Consider the following 17539-nt stretch of genomic DNA (forward strand, 5'->3'; position numbering starts at 1 on the left):
ATGGCCACGGACAAGGATCTGCGGCGGCTCGCACTCGACCTCGAAGGCACGACGGAAGCGCCGCATTTCGACCGGACGGCGTTCAAGGTCGCGCGCATCTATGTGACGCTCGCTCCGGACCGCAAGACGGCAAACTTCATGTTCACGCCAGAGGAGCAGGAGTTTAAATGCATGCTGGCGCCGGAGGCCTTTGCTCCAGTACCCAACGCATGGGGCAAGCGCGGTGCGACCACCGCGATCCTTGCCAAGCTGAAAGTTGCGGAGCTCAAAAGCGCGCTGGAGACGGCATATCAGCACGCGTTGCCGAAGAAGCCGAAACGACGTCAAAAATCATAAAGCGCGACTCAGGAGCAGTGGAATGGGCATCGGCAGGTTTTTCACGGCGCTGCTTGTTTGCGCCGTCGTGGCGTCGTCTCAAGCGCAGGCGCAATCGTCGCGCACCATCAAGATCATCGTGCCGTCGACGGCGGGCGGTGGCGCGGACGTGCTGGCGCGCATGCTCGCCGACCAGATCGGCAAGGCGCAGAGCCAGACCATGGTGGTCGAGAACCGGCCTGGCGCCGGCAACACCATCGGCACCGAGGCCGTGGCGCGCGCGGCGGCGGACGGCAACACGCTTTTGATCACCACGCCGGAGTTCGTCATCAATCCGCATCTGCGCAAGCTCAACTACGATCCGCTGACGAGCTTTGCGCCGATCTGCTACCTCGCGCGCTCGCCACAACTCATCCTGGTCAATCCGGCGACGCCTTATAACACGCTGGCCGATCTGCTGGACGACGCGCGGCGGAAGCCCGGCGAGTTGACGGTCGCGAGCGCGGGGCCTGCTTCCAGTCCTCATGTCGGCATCGAGCGGATCAAGCACGATGCGAAGGTCGATTTCACCTTCGTGCCGTTTCAAGGCTCGGGGCCGGCGCTGAATGCGCTGCTCGGCCAGCACGTCACTGCAGCGATGGCGAGCTATCCTAACGTGACCGGGCAAGTCCGCGGCGGCCAGCTTCGCGCGATCGCCGTTGCGTCGCTCTCGCGCGTCGATGACCTGCCCAATGTGCCGACCGTGCAGGAAGCGGGCTTCAAGGATTTCGATCTCGATATCTGGTTCGGCGTGGTGGCGCCGGCCGGCACGCCGCCCGATACGCTCGCGCAGCTTACCTCCTGGTTCAAGGCCGCGCTGCAGGACCCGGAGATTCTCGCGAAGCTCAAGGCGCAGGGGCTGTTTCCCGTCGGCGCCTGCGGCGACGACTATGCGGCCTTCACGCGCAAGCAGTTCGACGACTACGGCCGCGGGATTCGAGAAGCAAACATCAAGCCGAACTGAGCGGTGAAGATCAGGTTTTCTTCTTTTTACGGCCAACGCGCGTCTTCTTCGCTTTCTTGACGGGCGCGCGACGGGCGCTCGATTGACCCCGGGATGTGGATGCTGCCCTTCCCCTGGAGTGCGAGGCCGGCGAGCCTTGCGGGTCCGGCTTGACGATGCCCGACCAATCCTGGTGCACGTCGGCCGGATATTGATTCAAGGCCACTGAAGGAATGACCTTCGGGTCATTGTAGAGATTCATCATCTCCTTTTCGGTGATCGTCGGGCCTTCACCGATGGTCTTGTCGCCGTTGCCTGCGTCCCACGCCGCCTGCCAGATCACGGCCAGCAACCGTGTGCCACGCGCCATGCAGGTGGTCGTCTTGTCCCCGAATTTCGTCCACATGGACGCCGCGCGCGTCTTCTTTTGCACGTCGAGCAGCGACACCCACTCGCTGACGATGGTTTTTGGCGCGATATCGGCCTGCGTGGCGTGAACGAGCGTGATCGCAGCTTTCGCTGCGTCATAGCCGTTCGCGATCTCCGGCATGTCTTCCTTGTTTGCAAGCTCGGCAATGCGTTTCTTGAGCGCGGTTGCGAGGTCCTTCTGCGTGTAGCCGTAAGCAATCATGTCGTCTTCATAGCCGACATGCACGCCTTCGGCCCGCATCCGGTTGCCTTCCGATTTCGACCGCTTCACCACGTCGTTCGGATCGCCGTTGGACATGAAGGACGTGTGCAACGGTTGACACGCGTCGCCGAGGTAGTGGATTAGCACGCCTCCCGCGCAGAGAAAGAGCTTGGCGTTTCCTTTCTTGGCGGCGGCCACCATGATGTCGAAGATCTGCTTGATCCGGAACGGCAAGGCTCCCCAGTGCGCGCTGCCGTCGGCCGGCTCCGCTTTGTTTTTGGAGCGTTCGAGCAACTCCTGCCAATGGGCGAATTTCGGTTCGACCGTCTTGAAGTATTGCAGCCATGCCGGCGGGTTGAGATAGGTGTCCGGATCGTCGAAATTCAGTTGCAGAAAAGTCTTCTGCTCCTTGTAAACGATATCGATGTCGGCGAAGTGGTTCTTGTTGTCGGCGGAGCCGCGCGACCCCGGGCCGGCTTTGTGCTTCTTCTTCTCGCCTTCGCCCTGATCGACCAGTGAGAAGTTGACATTGCCCTTCCAGACATTGTCGGGAACGTCGGCGAGCGGCACGAAATGGACCGTGTCGCTTCCTTTGGTCAGCACTTTCGGATCGTTGTCGAGCGCCTTGTCCGGCTGAATCGCAAGGAGATCGATATTCTTGCCGATGAAATCCCGGAGCTTGTTAGATTTCAGCCGGTCGACGGGAAGCGAAAGAGCCCGCCCGATCGCGTAGTGTCCCACCCATCCCCAGATGTATTCCTGATCCAGGTTGACGTCGCGGACATAGTCCAGGTCGAGAATGTTGAGGGCCGTGCTCAGCGCAGTGGCGAGCGCGTACGGATGAGATTGGACCTTGCCTCCCTCGAGGAACTCTTCCTTTCCCCACAACATCGCGAATGGATAGTAGGTCGTTTTCCCTTCGTCCGAGGAGCCGGGTTTGCCGGTCTCTTTATGTTCAATGTAGAGAACCGTGCCGGAATCGCCGTGATGGATGGCGAACGTCCGGTCGGGCTGGGGTTGATGAACGCGCCGCCGCTTGTTGTCCGGCCGCAACGCCTCCTGCGACTCCGGTCCGATCAGGAAATCGCTGACGTATTCGGCACCGCCCAGCGCCTTGTAGCGATAGAAGAGGCCGTGGATCTCACCACGGATCAAGCCGCTGATTGCGGACTGACCGACGACCTTCATGGTGATCAGGTTCAAGCTCAGGCTGTTGTCGTAAAGATCGACGACCGGCCCAATCGGCGCGATGCCGGGCACCTCGGTCTTCCAGGCGAGGATGTCATCGACCGCAACGAGCCCGACATCCATGAGCAAGTGTTGTTCGGTCGACTGAAAGTGCGGATAGACCGTCTTGAAATCCTTGCGGGTCAGGCTCTTGTGCGCCGCGATTCCGATTTCGGGTTCGCGGTTTCCTTGCAGGGCGCTGATCGGTGTACCGGGTGCGCCCACAACATGGCGATTGGTGAGCAGGTAGTAGCTTTCTCCATCGCGCACGACACAGCCGGCGGTGCCTACACGCTCCATGCCTTGCGCGTCTCGATTCACGATCGGTGTGCCGGGGCCGAGCAGGTTGCGCGGGACCCGCGAGTCTGCCCGCACCATCAGGTCCTTGGCGAAATCCTGCTTCCGCGCCTCGATGACGCAGACCGGGACAGAACGCCCGTCCGGCAGATACAGCGTTTTCGGGACGACGTCCGAGGGATTGGCGTTTGCCAGCGTGTGCTCTTCTTCCCAGCTTGAAACGAACACGTAAACGCACGGCCACGAGTAAGGCCGCACTTGAGAATTGGTAAGCGTCCTGCGGGTGTGTGTCCGTGCAGGTTGCGGGTCCGGATCGCCTTCGGACGGCCACGGATCGTGAATGCGGATGCGGTACAGCCCGAGCGCAGTCGCGACCACATTTTTCTTGTTCAAGAGATGATAGTGAAACAGGTCGCGCGCTTCGATGAGATCCTTCAATGACAGCGAAGCAAAATTGCGACTGCTTTTGAATAAAGTATCCATGACACTCTCGCTATGATGTTGATCAAATGAAAAAAGAATGTCGCGAGCGTGAGGGTACACGGAATGCGTGTATTCGGCAATCGGGTGCTTGCTCGCGTCGTTGAGTTCATCCGGGCGACAACGCGGCGCGCGACGATCGACACAAATCTGTCACGCGCGCTCGTGCAAGACGGCGCGCGTCGTGATTTCAGCACGCGTCTTCGACGGCGAAATCGTTCGCCGAATGAAAACCGCTAAAATCCGTAAAGCTTGTTGGCATTCTGCGACATGATGCGGTTGCGGATGGCCGCATCCGGCACCCATTCCAGCATCAGGTCGAGAAGGTCGCCGTCGTTCGGTATCTGCCTGCCGTCGAGATTGACGTGCGGCCAGTCCGAGCCCCACACCATGCGCTCCGGTGCGTGCTTGACGAACAGTCGCGCGAGCGGCGTCACCGACGCATAGGGCATGTCCGAGGGCGTGCAGCGCATCGGGCCCGACAGCTTGAGCCAGACCCGGCCGGTGTCGAGCATGCGCAGCACAGCTGCGACGGCCGGTTGATCGATGCCGCCTTCGGCCGGGATGCTCGCGAAGTGGTCGAGCACGATGTCGTTCTTCAGCGCCAGAAGCTTGTCGGCATAGTCGACGATGTCGGCGCCATGCGGATAGAACTGGATGTGCCAGCCGTGTTCGTGAACGCGGGCCGCGATCTCCTTGGAGTAGTTCGGCACGTGCTGGCCGCGCGCGTCACTCATCATCCGCATGCCTTTGACGCCGAGCCGCGTCAGCCGCGCGAGTTCTGCGGTCGGGATGTCGTCGCGGACCAGCGCGATGCCGCGAAAGCGCTTCGGGTATTTCGCGAGCGTGTCGGCGAGCATGGCGTAGTTGCGGCCGTAGCCGCCAGGGCTGACGATCACGCCGGTGCTCAGCCCGAGTGTGTCCTGCAGAGCGAAGAAATGCTCGGGCAGCGCGTCATGCGCGGTGTAGGGACTGTCCGGCGCGAACGGATACTTCGCGGCAGGTCCGAACAGATGGATGTGGGTGTCGCAGGCGTTGGGTGGGGCTTTGAGCTTGGGCTTCTTCGGATGGGGATCGGCGATCGTGGTCAGTTTCGGCATTCCAAAAATCCTGTCGGTGAAATAAGCGCAACTATTCAAGCTTGATGTTTGCGGCTTTCGCGAGGTTACGCCACTGCGGCAATTCGCGCCCGATCAACGCGGCAAGTTCCTCCGGCGTTCCGCCAACCGGATCGACTCCGTCGCGCTGCAGGCGTTCGGCGATCTCCGGAGCGCGCGCGGCCTTGGCGCTTGCAGCTGCGAGTCTGTCGATGATCGGTTTGGGTGTGCCGGCAGGCGCCATGATGGCGTTCCAGAGAATGCCCTCATAGCCCGGCAATCCCATCTCGGCGATGGTCGGTGTGTCCGGCATCAACTTGGAGCGATGGCGGCTCGCGATCCCCAGCATGCGAAGCTTGCCGGCCGTCACCTGCGGGTTCGAGGTCGTGTAGGTGTCCATCTTGAGTTGCACCACGCCGGCCAGGAGGTCGTTCATCGCGGGCGCCGCGCCGCGATAGGGCACATGCGTCACCTGAATGCCTATACGGCGCAGCAACAACTCCATTGTGACATGCGGCAGCGTTCCGAGACCGGCGGAAGCGTAGTTCAGCTTGCCGGGATTCTTCCTGGCGTATTCGACGAACTCCGGGAACGTCGCAAACGGCGCCGCCGGGTGACTGACCAGCACCTCGGGCACTTCGGCGATCACCGACACCGGCACAAGATCCTTCGCGGTGTCGTAGGGCAGTGACGTTTGCAGCGCCGCGTTGATGGTGTGGTTCGGTGTGGTGAGGAGGAGCGTGTAGCCGTCCGGCGTGGCTTTTGCGACAGCATCGGTCGCGATGACGCCGCCGGCGCCGGATTTGTTCTCGATGATGAAGGGCTTGCCAAGGTCTTCCGACATTTTGGCGGTCATCACGCGTGCAATGATGTCGACGGCGCCGCCCGCCGGGAACGGCAGCAGCAATCGGATCGGCCTGTCGGGGTAGGTTGCCTGCGCCATGCCAGGGCCGGCACCGGCGAGCCATGCGACAAACAGAGCCAGCATCCGCAGCACGCGAGCCTCCCTTGCTCTTGTTGCCTTGCTTTTGTTGCCGTTGTGCTTTCTGCTTTTGGCCCACTCAACGCGTTGCTTTGGGGCGGCGCGTTGATCCTACCCGGTCGAGGGCCTGCTGCAATGGCGGCGGCCGCATCATGGAGATTGTGAGATGTCGATACAGCGTCACGAGAACGGCCCCCGCATGTCACGCGTGGTGGTGCACAACGGCACGGTCTATCTCGCGGGCCTCACCGCTGACGCAACCGTCGGCAAGAGCGTCGGTGAGCAGACCAAGGAAATTCTCGACAAGATCGACGGCCTCCTGAAACAGGGCGGCAGTGACAAGTCGAAGCTCCTGCAGGCCGTGATCTGGTTGCAGGACATTCGCGTGGTCGACGAGTTCAACAAGGTTTGGGATGCCTGGGTGGTGCCCGGTCAGACTCCGGCGCGGGCCTGCATCGAGGCGCGACTGCAGTCGCCTGCCAAGATGATCGAGATCCAGGTGACGGCTGCGCAATAACGCGCGAACGTTGTAAAAGGCAGACGGCGTCGCGGCGGTGAGCCGCGGCGCCTTATCATTTGATGCGTTCGGCATTGAGCCCGCATCAAAAGCAACCGCGGCGTCATGTGCTGATGCTTACGGAAGTTTCATGAATCCTGCGGCATAAGCCCGCTGGCTCCAAATCAGTCTCTGATTATCGAGCAAATCAAGCGGCAATAGCGCGGCGTAATTCGCCATAAGCGCCAACGCGGCTTACGCCTTCCGCAAATCAGGCTTACCTTGTTGTTCGTTCTCGCGTGCCATGTATCCGCATTCATACGGATAGGCGAAGCCAGCATGAAGGCTCTAAGTTCGATCGTTCCTGAAACCACTGGCTCGGACGTTGAACGCAAGCCTCGCGCTCTTGATCAGCATCAAAGCGCGGTTCGCATCGAGAGCGACATGAAACCGATGTGCCCCCATTGCGGAAGCCTGATGTCGTTTTCCGGCATCAAATCCCGTTCTGGCACGCCGTCCGAACTTCGGACGTTCTGCTGCGAACCGTGCCATTGCGTGTTCAGCGATGCGTTGACGCCGACTGGAACTGCGGCGCGCGCGATGCTGCTGGACCTGCAGGCCAACGTCCAACTCGGCGCGATGCATTAAGGTTTACCGGCTGCGCTGCGTTTGCTGTCGCCGCCAATACGCACGCCTCCGACGTAGTTCCTACATCGTCCGGCGACGCATCTGCTGATCGTCGAAATGCACCGGGTCCATCGCCCACAATGCGGCGTCATGGCCTTGCGCATAATTGCGCGCGGTCTGCGTCGGATTTCTATTCACCAGCGGCCGCAGGAACATCGGATGCGTGAGGCTTCGCACCTCATGCTCGATGGTGAACAGGTGCTTGCCGGTGTCGAGATCGACAATGTCGCGGAACCGGTACTGGAACTGGTTGTCCTCGCGGTTGACGAGGCCGCGCTCGCCGAGCCGCTGGTGCGGGCCCGAGAAGCTCGACACATAGATCTGCACGTGATGCTCGTCGTAATCCGGCAGCGGCTTGTCGGTCTCGCGGAACAGCAGATACTGGTTCTTGCCGACCGTGACCTTCGCGGTGGTTCCGTCGCCGTTCACCACCGTGGCCGGCGTGCCGATCATGTGCTCGTAGAATTTTGCGATGCCCTTGGCGGTGCCGACCGGCACGTCGAACTCCACGTAGGGAATGCCGAGCACGATGCGGCCGAAGCGGTCGGCGTCTGGCTCGTGCAGGCGAACGCGGTTGCCCCACGGGCAGATCGCCTCGACGTAATCGTTGTGCTCCGAGAAATCGAACTTGGTGTCGGCGAGCTTCGGTTTCACCGTCTTGAGGCGGTTGAGCAGCGCCTCGCGGCCTTCGATGACGATGCCGGTCTTGCCGCGCAGCACCTGCGCCTTGCCGGTCGGCAGATGGAACTGGCTGCGGCCGACGTTCATCCACATGTTGTCGTCCATCACCTGCAAATACGGATCGCGGGTGAGGCCCAGGCCTGCGCCATAAAACAACTGCGCCAGCCGTTGATCGGGGATCGTGACGTTGACGTGCTCGAGGTGGACGGAGTTGCCGAGGTCCTCGGCGGCGCGGTCGAAGGTCTTCTGCATCGGGTCCATGGCGTCATCCCGGAGTTTTTTGATACCCCAACTATAGCATGGCGTAAGCCCATCGTATCGGCGTCACGACCGGGCAGCCCTGCTATGCTTCGATGACAAAAAGAGGGAGGAACGATGTACCCGACTGCGACCGCACCATTGGTGCTCAACGAACGGCTGCCCGATCCGGCGGTGAAGATCATCGACAAGAGCTTCGAGAAATGCCGGGTGCTGACAGCCAGCGTCGAGCGCCTCTCGCAGGGCTATTCCTGGGCGGAAGGCCCGGTCTATTTCGGCGACGCGCGCTGCCTTCTCTGGAGCGACATCCCGAACAGCCGCATCCTGCGCTGGGACGAGGTGACGGGAGCGACCAGCGTCTGGCGCCAGCCCTCCAACTACGCCAACGGCAACACCCGCGACCGGCAGGGAAGGCTCGTGACCGCCGAGCACGGCCGCCGCGTCACCCGCACCGAATATGACGGCCGCGTCACCGTGCTGATGGAGCGCTTCGAGGGCAAGCGGCTGAGTTCGCCGAATGACATCGTGGTGAAGTCCGACGACTCGATCTGGTTCACCGACATGACCGCCGGCATCGACGGCAACTGGAACGGCGAGACCGGTGAGCAGGAGTTGCCGCAGCGGGTCTATCGCATCGATGCCAAGACAGGGCAGCCGGCGATCGCGACCGACGGCGTGGTGAAGCGGCCGAACGGGCTCGCCTTCTCACCCGACGAGAAGATTCTGTACGTCATCGAAAGCCAGCCCGGCGAGCGCGCCATCTATGCGTTCGATGTGATCGACGGCGCGAAGCTTGCCAATCCGCGCATGCTGGTGAAATGCACCAAGGAGGAAACGCCGGACGGCTTTCGCGTCGACGTCAACGGCAATCTCTGGTGCGGCTGGGGCATGGGCACGGCCGAGTTCGACGGCGTCCGTGTCTTCAATCCCCAAGGGCAGCCGATCGGCCACATCGGGCTGCCGGAGCGCTGCGCCAACGTCTGCTTCGGCGGGCCCAAGCGTAACCGGCTGTTCATGGCGGCGAGCCATTCGATCTACGCGCTGTATGTGAATACACAGGGAGCGCTCGGCGGGTGAACGCACGCTTGCGCCACCCGTGTCCCGGGCGCAATGCAGCACGAGCGCAGCGAAGTGGTGCGTTGCAGACCCGGGACCCCGGTTTCTTTCTTTTATGCGGATGCCAACAATCGGGGTCCCGGATCAGCAGTGCACCGCTTCGCGCTGCACTGCATCCGGGACACAAGCGGAGAGAGCCGGCTACGAAGCCGCGCGGCGCACCGCGAGCGCGACCATCAGGATGGAGAAGCCCATCATCAGGAGGTTGATGCCGACCAGCAGTCCGATCACCCAGATGGCGGTGCCAGGCAGGCCGCTCATGATGATGACGGCGAGGACGATGTCGATGACGCCGCTCAGCAGCAGCCAGAACCACGCATTGGGAGCATGCGTGCGGTAACCCATCCCCATCATGATCCGGAACACGCCCCCGGCGAGCAGATACGCCGCAAGAATGAGCGTCAGCGTCAGGACGCCCGTGATCGGCCGTGTCAGCACGGCGAGGCCGGCGAGGAAATAGACGGCGGTGGTCAGCAGATTCCACCAGAAGCCAGGCGCGCTGGTGCCGCCGGAAATCACCGCGAACAATCCGAATGCGCCGCCGATCAGCAGCAGCCAGCCGACCATCAATGTGACGGCAAGCGTCGCCACGCCTGGCGCAATGATCGCAAATGCGCCGAGCAGGATCATGATCACGCCGTAGGTGACGAACCAGGTGCTGTGCTTGCGAAGCACGTCAGCGTCGGCAGGCAGTCCGATGGGCATGGCAGCCTCCGTTCAAGCCGGGCTCGAACAGCCCGGACGTTTCTCGGGACCACATTAGTATAGAGCGGTGCGAAGGCTTGCGGCAGTGGTGCAGCGCTGGCCTGCGCCGGTCAGACTTGTGCCGCTCAAACCGGGGAAACTTGGGCTTTTGAGACCTAGACTTTTGAAGTCTAGACTTGCGCCATTTCGGCGCGGATTTCGGCGCGGAGCGCGTCGATCGAAACCAGGCCTTTCGGCGTCTCGAGATGCCAGAAGGTCCAGCCGTTGCAGGCTTCGAGACCCTGCGCCAGCGCGCCGATCCGGTGGATCGAGCCGACCTGATCGCCGAGCGACACCGCGCCGTCGGCGCGCACCAGCGCCTTGTGGCGTTTCTTGGCGTCCACGAGCTTGGCGCCCGCGTTGATCAATCCGCGTTCGAGCAAGGATGCGAAGGCCACGCGTGGAGCTTCGCGCGCGGTCATGAACGGCGCGAGCGTCGGCGCTTCCAGCGGCTGAACGTCGGCGATGCGCTGTTCGGCTGCCGCCGCATAGGCCGGATCGCGCTCGATGCCGATGTAGCGGCGGCCGAGGTGCTTGGCGACCGCCCCGGTGGTGCCGGTGCCGTTGAACGGATCGAGCACCAGGTCGTCGGGCCGCGAGCTCGACAGGATCACACGCGCGAGCAGCGCCTGGGGCTTCTGCGTCGGGTGCAGCTTCTTGCCGTCGTGGCCCTTGAGCCGCTCGTCGCCGGTGCAAAGCGGCAGCGTCCAATCGGAGCGCACCTGGATGTCTTCGTTGCCGGCCTTCAGCGCTTCGTAGTTGAACGTGTAGCGCGCGCTTTGATCGCGCGACGCCCAGATCAGCGTCTCGTGCGCGTTGGTGAAGCGCCGGCCGCGGAAGTTCGGCATCGGGTTCGACTTCCGCCACACCACGTCGTTGAGAATCCAGAATCCGAGATCCTGAAGGATCGAACCGACGCGGAAGATGTTATGATATGAGCCGATCACCCAGAGCGCGCCCGACGGCTTCAGGACGCGTTTGCACGCGGTGAGCCAGGCGCGGGTGAACTCATCGTAGGCGGCGAAGCTCGAGAACCGATCCCAATCGTCGTCGACGGCGTCGACCTTGGAATCGTCGGGACGCTTCAAGTCGCCCTGGAGCTGGAGGTTGTAAGGCGGATCGGCGAACACGAGATCGACGCAATCCGCAGGGAGCTTGTTCATCTCGGCGACGCAGTCGCCCACGATGACGCGGTGCGATTGCGAAGCGGAAGACGGTTGCTCAAAACGACTACGGGGCGCCCTGACGGACGCCCCGCGACGCGAAACTACCATGACTCAGAACTCTGACTCAGGCGACGCAGTCGGCGACGCGGGACCTACAAACCGACGTCAGGGAAGATGACGTGTCGCGGTAAAAATCGACTTAACAGCGCGGACGGGTCTTCCGCTAAAATCGCCGGACGACCATATTGTTTTGGTATTATTTGCTGCGAAGCGTGCTGCAAGTGCTAAGTGCACATGGACTTGGTGCTGACACCCGGCAACTATTGCCTAGCAAGGCGACGGAGATTCGATCATGCGTCTGGATGATATGCCCGAGAGCGGCAACGTCGAAGATCGACGCGGCGATGGCGGCGGGGGTTATGGCGGTGGTGGTATGCCGATGGGGGCCGGCGGCCTCGGCATCGGCGGCATCCTGGTGCTCGGGATCGTCGGCTGGGCGCTGGGCATCGACCCGAGGCTTCTGATCAGCGGCGCAGAAATCCTCACCGGCGGCGGACAATCGACGCAATACCAACAGCCTTCGCGGCCGACTTCGGCGCCGATCAACGACGACATGTCGCGCTTCGTGCGCCAGGTGCTCGGCAGCACCGAAGTGCAGTGGAAGGACATCTTCCAGAAGGACGGCCAGACCTATCGTGCGCCGAGGCTCGTGATGTTCTCGGGGCAGACGCGTTCGGCCTGCGGCCTGGCGCAGAGCGCGATGGGGCCGTTCTATTGTCCGAACGATCGCGAGGTCTATCTCGACACGGCTTTCTTCAACGAACTCGAGCGCCGCTTCCGCGGCTGCAGCGGCAAGGCCTGTCAGTTCTCGCAGGCTTACGTGATCGCGCACGAGGTGGGGCACCACGTGCAGAACCTGCTCGGCATTCTGCCGAAGGTGCAGGAGGCGCAGCAGCGGGCCGCGAGCAAGGCGGATTCGAACCGCTTGCAGGTGCGCGTCGAGTTGCAGGCCGACTGCTTCGCCGGCGTCTGGGCAAACCACGCCGAGGCGCAGAAGAGCTTCCTCGATCCGGGCGATGTCGATGCCGCGCTGCAGACCGCGTCCGCCATCGGCGACGACACGCTGCAAAGGAAGGCGCAGGGCACGGTGGTGCCGGAGAGCTTCACGCACGGCTCGGCTGAGCAAAGGAAGCGCTGGTTCATGACCGGCTTCAAGGAAGGCTCGGTGAAGGCTTGCAACACCTTCGCGGCGGGCTCGCCCTAGTCACATGCCGGGTATCGACGACAAGCGAGCGTTCGTCCCGCTGAAGATTGCGGTGTTGACGATCTCCGACACGCGCAAGTTCGAGGACGACAAGTCGGGATCGACGCTCGCCGAGCGCATCGAGAAGGCCGGACATGCGGTGGCGGATCGCGCCATCGTCACCGATGACGTGGAAAAAATCCGCGCGCAGATGCGAGTCTGGATCGCCGATCCGGCGGTTGATGTGATCATCTCGACCGGCGGCACGGGCTTCACGGGCCGCGACGTGACGCCTGAAGCGGCGGAGGCGCTGTTCGAGAAGCGGATGGACGGCTTCTCTACGGTGTTTCACATGGTCAGCCACGCCAAAATCGGCTCGTCGACGGTCCAGTCGCGCGCCACTGCGGGTGTCGCCAACTCGACCTTCATCTTCTGCCTGCCGGGCTCGCCCGGCGCCTGTCGCGACGCCTGGGACGAGATCCTGGTGCACCAGCTCGATTACCGTTACCGGCCCTGCAATTTCGTCGAGCTGATGCCGCGATTGGATGAAGGCATGCGCCGGGCCAAAGCGCAGGGCGCGACAGCCTGAAGGCTGTGGGGCGCTTCCCATTGGAGCGCGCTCGCGCAACAGGCACACTGTCACCCGCGTGCTTGACACGCGGGTCCACACGGTTGTGCAACGACGTACACTCTTACGACTTCTGTCGGCGCAGTCCCCTCACGGATCGCCGGGTCAAGCCCGGCGATGACACTGCCATTGTCACGCGTGATGCGAGTTGATGGGAAAAGTCCTAAAATCTCAAATCCCAGATCTCGCTCACCACATCCTTGCCGAAGCTCTTTTTCTTCTCGCTCGACGTGAGCGTGAAGCCGGCCTTGGCATAGATGTGCCGCGCCGGCGTGAGAATGCTGTGGGTCCAGAGCGTGATGCGGCGATAGCCGCGCGCTTGGGCGAAACGCACGCACTCCGCCGTGAGCCGCGTGCCCAGGCCCCGGCCGCGCGCAACGGGATCGACCAGAAGAAGACGCAGCCGCGCGATCTCGTCCGTGTCCTTCACCAGAAATACCGAACCGACATTCTCGCCGTTCATTTCGGCGATCCAGCAGCGCTCCCGGGCGGGATCGAACTTCATGCCGAAGTCCGCGACGATCTGCGCGCAGATGGCCTCGAAGTTTCCAGCCCAGCCGTATTCCTGCAGATAAAGCGTGGCGTGACGCGCGACGATCCAGCCGAGATCGCCCGGCCGAGGTTCGCGCAGGACGATTTCGCTCTCCGTCTTCGATGCGAGCGCCATCATCCGCTCGACCGAGCGCATGGCCTGGACGAGACGATCCTGCTCGGGATCGCTCAGCCGATGCAGCACGTCGCCAACCTGCCGCACCGTGCGCCGCTCCAGATGATCCATCGCCTTGCGCCCCATGGCGGTGATCGACAGAAAACTCTGCCGGCCGTCCGACGGCGAACGCTCCTTGCGAATGAGTCTGGACTTCTCGAATTGGGCGAGCAGCCGGCTGAGATAGCCGGCATCGAGTCCAAGATCGCGGCCGATGTCCGTCGCGGTCGAGGAGTGGCGCTCGCGGATTTCATAAAGCACGCGCGCCTGGGTCAGCGAGAACGGGCTGTCGAGGAAGCCGTCGTTCAGCACGCCGAGATGTTGCGTGTAGAAGCGGTTGAAACGGCGGACAGCGGCAACGCGCTGCGCTTCGTGTTGGGCGGTGGCTGGCATGGAACGAGCTTCGGATAGATACTTGACGGAGTCAAGTATCTATCCGAGCAAAAGCGGCTCCCGGACGTGGCCCGGAAGCCGCTGTTTGGTGGGGTGAGCCTAGCGATACTGGCGGTTGAAGTAGGATTCGCTGCGGTTGTCGCGGACGCCCCAGTTGCTGGCCTGCCACTGGTTCTGTACGCAGAACGACCGCGACTGCCCGGCGATGTAGTTGCGGCACGTCGCGAAGTTCGGGAAATCGCAGCGCTCGCCAAACGACCCGCCGCCTTGGTCGATCTTGGCGCACCAGTTTCCGCGGAAGTAGGCTTGGCTCGGCTGCGCCTGAACAAGCGCGGTGGCGGCCAACGCCGCGATCAAAAGGATCTTCTTCATCTCAAAGTTCTCCCGGCCTCACGGCCCTTCAGCGCATGCAGGGGCATGCGCGCCTGACCGTTGGTCGCGCGGCTGGCCGGGAGGGTTCGAACGATCGTTAACGGCCCGGCGCGGTATCTGCTTACTGGGCGCGGTGTTTGCGCTTGGGTTTCTTCGCCCGATGACGCGAAGGCTCGGGCGCATAGCCGCGGAAATATCCGTTCTGGCGGCAGAAACTCGTTGGTCCGAAGTGAGACGCCTCCTGGCGGCAGACTTCAAACGACGGCATCGAGCAGTTCTCCGAGACGAAACCTCCGCCGACCGAGATCACCGCGCACCATGGGCCGTTGCCATAGGCGAAGGCGCCCTTCGGACCGAGAAGTAGCAGCGTCGCTGCTGCAGCGAGCATCACGGCCTTGTGCATCGGTCACTCCGCGGCTGGGTTCATTTCAGGGAACAAGCACAGAAATCTGAAGTTGTTTCAACGCCCTGCGAATTCGTTGTGCTGCGTCAGTTCTTGTTCTTGTTTTGTTCTCAAGAAGGGACTAGATTGCGGCCATGGCTCAGTCAGCGCGACATTCAACATCTGCATTTCACCGCCCGTCGGCGTCGGTGCCCTCCGCGCCGACGGGCGAGCGCACGGTTGTCCGCCCCAAAATTGTCCGGCCCAGGACGACCGATCCTGAAGATCTTGCGGTGGACCGCGAGCGCCGCCGTGGTCGCGGCACGATCTCCAACATGTCGGGCCGCTACGAGCCGGTGGCGCGGATCGCGTTCGATGACGGCTGGCAGAGCCTGGAAGAACTGCCGCCGTTCGCGACCACCGTCTTGATCGACTCGACGCGGCGCATCATCACCAGGAACGAGTCGCCGGACATTTCCTTCGACCGGTCGATAAACCCCTATCGAGGCTGCGAGCACGGCTGCGTCTACTGCTTCGCGCGGCCGACGCACGCCTATCTCGGACTGTCGCCGGGGCTCGATTTCGAGTCCAAGCTGTTCGTGAAGCCGGACGCGCCCGCGCTCCTGGAAAAGGAACTGTCGGCGCCGGGCTATCAGCCGCGGACCATCGCGATCGGCACCAACACCGATCCGTATCAGCCGATCGAGCGCAAGTTTCAGGTGATGCGCGGCATCCTGGAAGTGCTGGAGCGCGCAGGTCACCCGGTCGGCATCGTCACCAAGTCGGCGCTGATCCTGCGCGATCTTGATATCCTGACTCGCCTCGCCGAGCGCAACCTGGTCAAGGTCGCGATTTCGGTGACGACGCTCGATGCCAAGCTCGCGCGCGTGATGGAGCCGCGGGCGGCGACGCCGATGCGTCGTCTGGAAGCGCTGCGGCAGCTTTCAGCCGCGGGCATTCCCACCTCGGTGATGGTTGCGCCGGTGATCCCCGCGATCAACGATCCTGACATCGAACGAATTCTCGATGCCGCCTCGGTCGCGGGCGTGCGTGGGGCGGGCTATGTGCTGCTGCGGTTGCCGCTCGAGGTGCGCGACCTGTTCGTCGAATGGCTCAAGGCCAATTTCCCGGACCGCACCAATCACGTGATGAAGCTCATCCGCGATATGCGTGGCGGCAAGGATTACGACTCGACGTTCGGCGCACGCATGACCGGAGCCGGCCCTTACGCCTGGCTGATCGGCCGGCGTTTCGAGAACCATTGCGCGAGACTTGGTCTCAACAAGCACAAGGTGCCGCTCAGCACCTCGCATTTCCGGCCGCCGCGGCCGAACTCCGAGCAACTGAGCTTGTTCGGTTGAACACCCGCGTCAAGTAAAGGGGAGGGACAGTTGTCAAAACCTGCATTGACCGCCGTGACGCTTGGCGTCCGCGACGTGCCGGCAAGCGCGCGCTTCTATGAAGCGCTGGGTTTCACCCGAAAGTTTCGCGCGACCGGCGATGACATCGCGTTTTTCGAAGCGGGTGGTGTCGCGCTCGTGGTGTGGGACTGGAAGCAGCTCGCCGACGATGCCACCGAAGAAGACGAGCCGAGGCCGCGAACGTTTCGCGGCACGACGCTCGCATGGAACTGCACGACGCCCCAAGATGTCGATGCCGCGCTCGAGAAGGCGATCACCGCGGGTGCGCGGCTGCTGCGCAAGGCAGGCAAGACCGATTACGGCGGCTATCGCGGCTATTTCTCCGATCCCGACGGACACTGCTGGGAGGTGGTGCAGGCGCCGGGCCTCGATCTCACCGACGATGGGCGTCTGATCCTACCGGACTGAGCCGCGAGTTTTCCCCGCCATTCTCATGGCGGAACCGACTTGTTCGCCGCCGTGTTTGACTTCGAGCCGCCGCTGAGCAGGATCGCGGCAAATGAGTCCTGCCCGCACCGCCAAAGCTGCGAAGACCAAGCCCGAGCGTCTGCCGCTCGCCGACACTGTCTTGCGGCCGACGTTCAATCGCGAACGCCGGGCCCAGGCGAAGGGCGTGTGGCCGGTCGCGGGTTGCGATGAGGCCGGCAGGGGACCGCTCGCCGGTCCTGTGGTCGCGGCGGCCGTCATCCTCGACCCCAAGCGCATTCCGCGAGGGCTGAACGACTCCAAGAGGCTCACCGCCGAAGAGCGCGAGAAGCTTTACGACAAGATCTTCGCCACCGCCCAGGTCGCGGTGGCGTTCGGCTCGCCGGATCGTATCGATCGCGACAATATCCTGCGCGCCTCGCTGTGGGCGCTGGCCGCCGCCGTCAAGGCGCTGCCGGTGCGCCCCAAGCTCGTCTTCGTCGACGGCCGTGACCGCATCGATTGCGGCTGCGATTGCCAGGCGGTGATCGCCGGCGACGCGCTGGTGCTGTCGATCGCGGCGGCCTCCATCGTCGCCAAGGTCACGCGCGACCGGTTGATGAAGAAGCTCGGCGAGGAACATCCCGGCTACGGCTTCGAGCGCCATATGGGCTACAGCGTCCCCGAGCATCAGGCCGCGCTGACGAAACTCGGGCCGACCGTCCATCACCGCCGCTCTTTCGCGCCGGTTGCCGCATTTTACGGTGAAACCGTGGTGGAAATGGCCACGACCGAAGAGGTTCTGCTGTTTTCGGGCGCAAAGCCGTAAG

General features: G+C 62.9%; 19 protein-coding genes. 10 read left to right on the forward strand and 9 right to left on the reverse strand.

Annotation, left to right across the window (positions count from 1 at the left end; genetic code table 11):
• The gene (locus tag RHPLAN_RS13305; protein WP_068018488.1) at positions 1-336 is read left to right on the forward strand and encodes an MmcQ/YjbR family DNA-binding protein; all 336 of its coding nucleotides are present in this window, start codon (positions 1-3) and stop codon (positions 334-336) included.
• 22 nt (positions 337-358) lie between these two features.
• Positions 359-1318, forward strand: coding sequence for a Bug family tripartite tricarboxylate transporter substrate binding protein (locus RHPLAN_RS13310; protein ID WP_068018491.1), 960 nt, complete (start codon positions 359-361; stop codon positions 1316-1318).
• A gap of 10 nt (positions 1319-1328) precedes the next feature.
• Here the strand turns inward: RHPLAN_RS13310 and RHPLAN_RS13315 are convergent, their stop codons facing one another.
• From RHPLAN_RS13315 to RHPLAN_RS13325, 3 genes are all read right to left on the reverse strand, one after another.
• The gene (locus tag RHPLAN_RS13315; protein WP_157100247.1) at positions 1329-3935 is read right to left on the reverse strand and encodes a phospholipase C/P1 nuclease family protein; all 2607 of its coding nucleotides are present in this window, start codon (positions 3933-3935) and stop codon (positions 1329-1331) included.
• Positions 3936-4168: 233 nt separating this feature from the next.
• Positions 4169-5032 carry an amidohydrolase family protein gene (locus tag RHPLAN_RS13320; RefSeq protein WP_068018496.1) on the reverse strand — a complete coding sequence of 288 codons (864 nt, stop codon included), beginning with the start codon at positions 5030-5032 and terminating at the stop codon, positions 4169-4171.
• A 31-nt stretch (positions 5033-5063) separates the two neighbouring features.
• Positions 5064-6017, reverse strand: a complete 954-nt coding sequence (locus tag RHPLAN_RS13325) for a tripartite tricarboxylate transporter substrate binding protein (protein WP_068018498.1) — start codon at positions 6015-6017, stop codon at positions 5064-5066.
• 160 nt (positions 6018-6177) lie between these two features.
• Between RHPLAN_RS13325 and RHPLAN_RS13330 the strand changes: the two genes are divergently transcribed.
• Positions 6178-6528 carry a RidA family protein gene (locus RHPLAN_RS13330; RefSeq protein WP_068018501.1) on the forward strand — a complete coding sequence of 117 codons (351 nt, stop codon included), beginning with the start codon at positions 6178-6180 and terminating at the stop codon, positions 6526-6528.
• Positions 6529-6789: 261 nt separating this feature from the next.
• Positions 6790-7155 (forward strand): hypothetical protein, encoded by a 366-nt coding sequence (locus RHPLAN_RS13335; RefSeq protein WP_157100248.1) that lies wholly within the window; start codon positions 6790-6792, stop codon positions 7153-7155.
• Positions 7156-7215: 60 nt separating this feature from the next.
• Here RHPLAN_RS13335 and RHPLAN_RS13340 read toward each other — a convergent pair whose 3' ends face one another.
• On the reverse strand, positions 7216-8136 hold the full coding sequence (locus RHPLAN_RS13340) for a hypothetical protein (RefSeq protein ID WP_237180132.1): 921 nt from the start codon (positions 8134-8136) through the stop codon (positions 7216-7218).
• Positions 8137-8250: 114 nt separating this feature from the next.
• Between RHPLAN_RS13340 and RHPLAN_RS13345 the strand changes: the two genes are divergently transcribed.
• A complete protein-coding gene (locus RHPLAN_RS13345) occupies positions 8251-9210 on the forward strand; it encodes an SMP-30/gluconolactonase/LRE family protein (RefSeq protein ID WP_068018508.1) in 960 nt (319 codons plus the stop codon).
• Positions 9211-9390: 180 nt separating this feature from the next.
• Here the strand turns inward: RHPLAN_RS13345 and RHPLAN_RS13350 are convergent, their stop codons facing one another.
• The gene (locus tag RHPLAN_RS13350; RefSeq protein ID WP_068018512.1) at positions 9391-9954 is read right to left on the reverse strand and encodes an HdeD family acid-resistance protein; all 564 of its coding nucleotides are present in this window, start codon (positions 9952-9954) and stop codon (positions 9391-9393) included.
• A gap of 170 nt (positions 9955-10124) precedes the next feature.
• A complete protein-coding gene (locus RHPLAN_RS13355; RefSeq protein WP_068018514.1) occupies positions 10125-11267 on the reverse strand; it encodes a site-specific DNA-methyltransferase in 1143 nt (380 codons plus the stop codon).
• A gap of 244 nt (positions 11268-11511) precedes the next feature.
• On the opposite strand from RHPLAN_RS13355, the gene ypfJ reads away from it, so the two are divergent.
• Together ypfJ and moaB are read left to right on the forward strand one after the other, a co-directional pair.
• Positions 11512-12423, forward strand: coding sequence for a KPN_02809 family neutral zinc metallopeptidase (ypfJ, locus tag RHPLAN_RS13360; RefSeq protein ID WP_068018517.1), 912 nt, complete (start codon positions 11512-11514; stop codon positions 12421-12423).
• A 4-nt stretch (positions 12424-12427) separates the two neighbouring features.
• Entirely contained in the window at positions 12428-12991 is a 564-nt protein-coding gene (gene moaB, locus RHPLAN_RS13365) for a molybdenum cofactor biosynthesis protein B (RefSeq protein ID WP_068018520.1), read from the forward strand.
• A gap of 202 nt (positions 12992-13193) precedes the next feature.
• Here moaB and RHPLAN_RS13370 read toward each other — a convergent pair whose 3' ends face one another.
• The 3 genes from RHPLAN_RS13370 to RHPLAN_RS13380 all read right to left on the reverse strand — a co-directional run bounded on the left by RHPLAN_RS13370 (position 13194) and on the right by RHPLAN_RS13380 (position 14904).
• Positions 13194-14129, reverse strand: a complete 936-nt coding sequence (locus tag RHPLAN_RS13370; protein WP_068018523.1) for a bifunctional helix-turn-helix transcriptional regulator/GNAT family N-acetyltransferase — start codon at positions 14127-14129, stop codon at positions 13194-13196.
• A 99-nt stretch (positions 14130-14228) separates the two neighbouring features.
• Positions 14229-14501, reverse strand: coding sequence for a hypothetical protein (locus tag RHPLAN_RS13375; protein WP_068018526.1), 273 nt, complete (start codon positions 14499-14501; stop codon positions 14229-14231).
• 121 nt (positions 14502-14622) lie between these two features.
• Positions 14623-14904, reverse strand: coding sequence for a hypothetical protein (locus tag RHPLAN_RS13380; RefSeq protein ID WP_068018529.1), 282 nt, complete (start codon positions 14902-14904; stop codon positions 14623-14625).
• A gap of 134 nt (positions 14905-15038) precedes the next feature.
• On the opposite strand from RHPLAN_RS13380, the gene RHPLAN_RS13385 reads away from it, so the two are divergent.
• The 3 genes from RHPLAN_RS13385 to rnhB all read left to right on the forward strand — a co-directional run bounded on the left by RHPLAN_RS13385 (position 15039) and on the right by rnhB (position 17538).
• Positions 15039-16244 carry a PA0069 family radical SAM protein gene (locus RHPLAN_RS13385; RefSeq protein WP_084244829.1) on the forward strand — a complete coding sequence of 402 codons (1206 nt, stop codon included), beginning with the start codon at positions 15039-15041 and terminating at the stop codon, positions 16242-16244.
• Positions 16245-16274: 30 nt separating this feature from the next.
• A complete protein-coding gene (locus RHPLAN_RS13390) occupies positions 16275-16712 on the forward strand; it encodes a VOC family protein (RefSeq protein ID WP_068018532.1) in 438 nt (145 codons plus the stop codon).
• Positions 16713-16803: 91 nt separating this feature from the next.
• Positions 16804-17538 (forward strand): ribonuclease HII, encoded by a 735-nt coding sequence (gene rnhB, locus RHPLAN_RS13395; protein ID WP_084244831.1) that lies wholly within the window; start codon positions 16804-16806, stop codon positions 17536-17538.
• The last annotated feature ends 1 nt before the right edge of the window (position 17539 follow it).

This window comes from Rhodoplanes sp. Z2-YC6860, from assembly GCF_001579845.1.
Taxonomy (GTDB): Bacteria; Pseudomonadota; Alphaproteobacteria; order Rhizobiales; family Xanthobacteraceae; genus Z2-YC6860.

Excerpts from the sequence above, each read along its gene's own strand:
- RHPLAN_RS13305 (WP_068018488.1), top strand. The coding sequence starts at position 1 with ATGGCCACGGACAAGGATCTGCGGCGGCTCGCACTCGACCTCGAAGGC.
- RHPLAN_RS13310 (WP_068018491.1), top strand. The coding sequence starts at position 359 with ATGGGCATCGGCAGGTTTTTCACGGCGCTGCTTGTTTGCGCCGTCGTG.
- RHPLAN_RS13315 (WP_157100247.1), bottom strand. The coding sequence starts at position 3,935 with ATGGATACTTTATTCAAAAGCAGTCGCAATTTTGCTTCGCTGTCATTG.
- RHPLAN_RS13320 (WP_068018496.1), bottom strand. The coding sequence starts at position 5,032 with ATGCCGAAACTGACCACGATCGCCGATCCCCATCCGAAGAAGCCCAAG.
- RHPLAN_RS13325 (WP_068018498.1), bottom strand. The coding sequence starts at position 6,017 with ATGCTGGCTCTGTTTGTCGCATGGCTCGCCGGTGCCGGCCCTGGCATG.
- RHPLAN_RS13330 (WP_068018501.1), top strand. The coding sequence starts at position 6,178 with ATGTCGATACAGCGTCACGAGAACGGCCCCCGCATGTCACGCGTGGTG.
- RHPLAN_RS13340 (WP_237180132.1), bottom strand. The coding sequence starts at position 8,136 with ATGGACCCGATGCAGAAGACCTTCGACCGCGCCGCCGAGGACCTCGGC.
- RHPLAN_RS13345 (WP_068018508.1), top strand. The coding sequence starts at position 8,251 with ATGTACCCGACTGCGACCGCACCATTGGTGCTCAACGAACGGCTGCCC.
- RHPLAN_RS13350 (WP_068018512.1), bottom strand. The coding sequence starts at position 9,954 with ATGCCCATCGGACTGCCTGCCGACGCTGACGTGCTTCGCAAGCACAGC.
- RHPLAN_RS13355 (WP_068018514.1), bottom strand. The coding sequence starts at position 11,267 with ATGGTAGTTTCGCGTCGCGGGGCGTCCGTCAGGGCGCCCCGTAGTCGT.
- ypfJ (WP_068018517.1), top strand. The coding sequence starts at position 11,512 with ATGCGTCTGGATGATATGCCCGAGAGCGGCAACGTCGAAGATCGACGC.
- moaB (WP_068018520.1), top strand. The coding sequence starts at position 12,428 with ATGCCGGGTATCGACGACAAGCGAGCGTTCGTCCCGCTGAAGATTGCG.
- RHPLAN_RS13370 (WP_068018523.1), bottom strand. The coding sequence starts at position 14,129 with ATGCCAGCCACCGCCCAACACGAAGCGCAGCGCGTTGCCGCTGTCCGC.
- RHPLAN_RS13375 (WP_068018526.1), bottom strand. The coding sequence starts at position 14,501 with ATGAAGAAGATCCTTTTGATCGCGGCGTTGGCCGCCACCGCGCTTGTT.
- RHPLAN_RS13380 (WP_068018529.1), bottom strand. The coding sequence starts at position 14,904 with ATGCACAAGGCCGTGATGCTCGCTGCAGCAGCGACGCTGCTACTTCTC.
- RHPLAN_RS13385 (WP_084244829.1), top strand. The coding sequence starts at position 15,039 with ATGGCTCAGTCAGCGCGACATTCAACATCTGCATTTCACCGCCCGTCG.
- rnhB (WP_084244831.1), top strand. The coding sequence starts at position 16,804 with ATGAGTCCTGCCCGCACCGCCAAAGCTGCGAAGACCAAGCCCGAGCGT.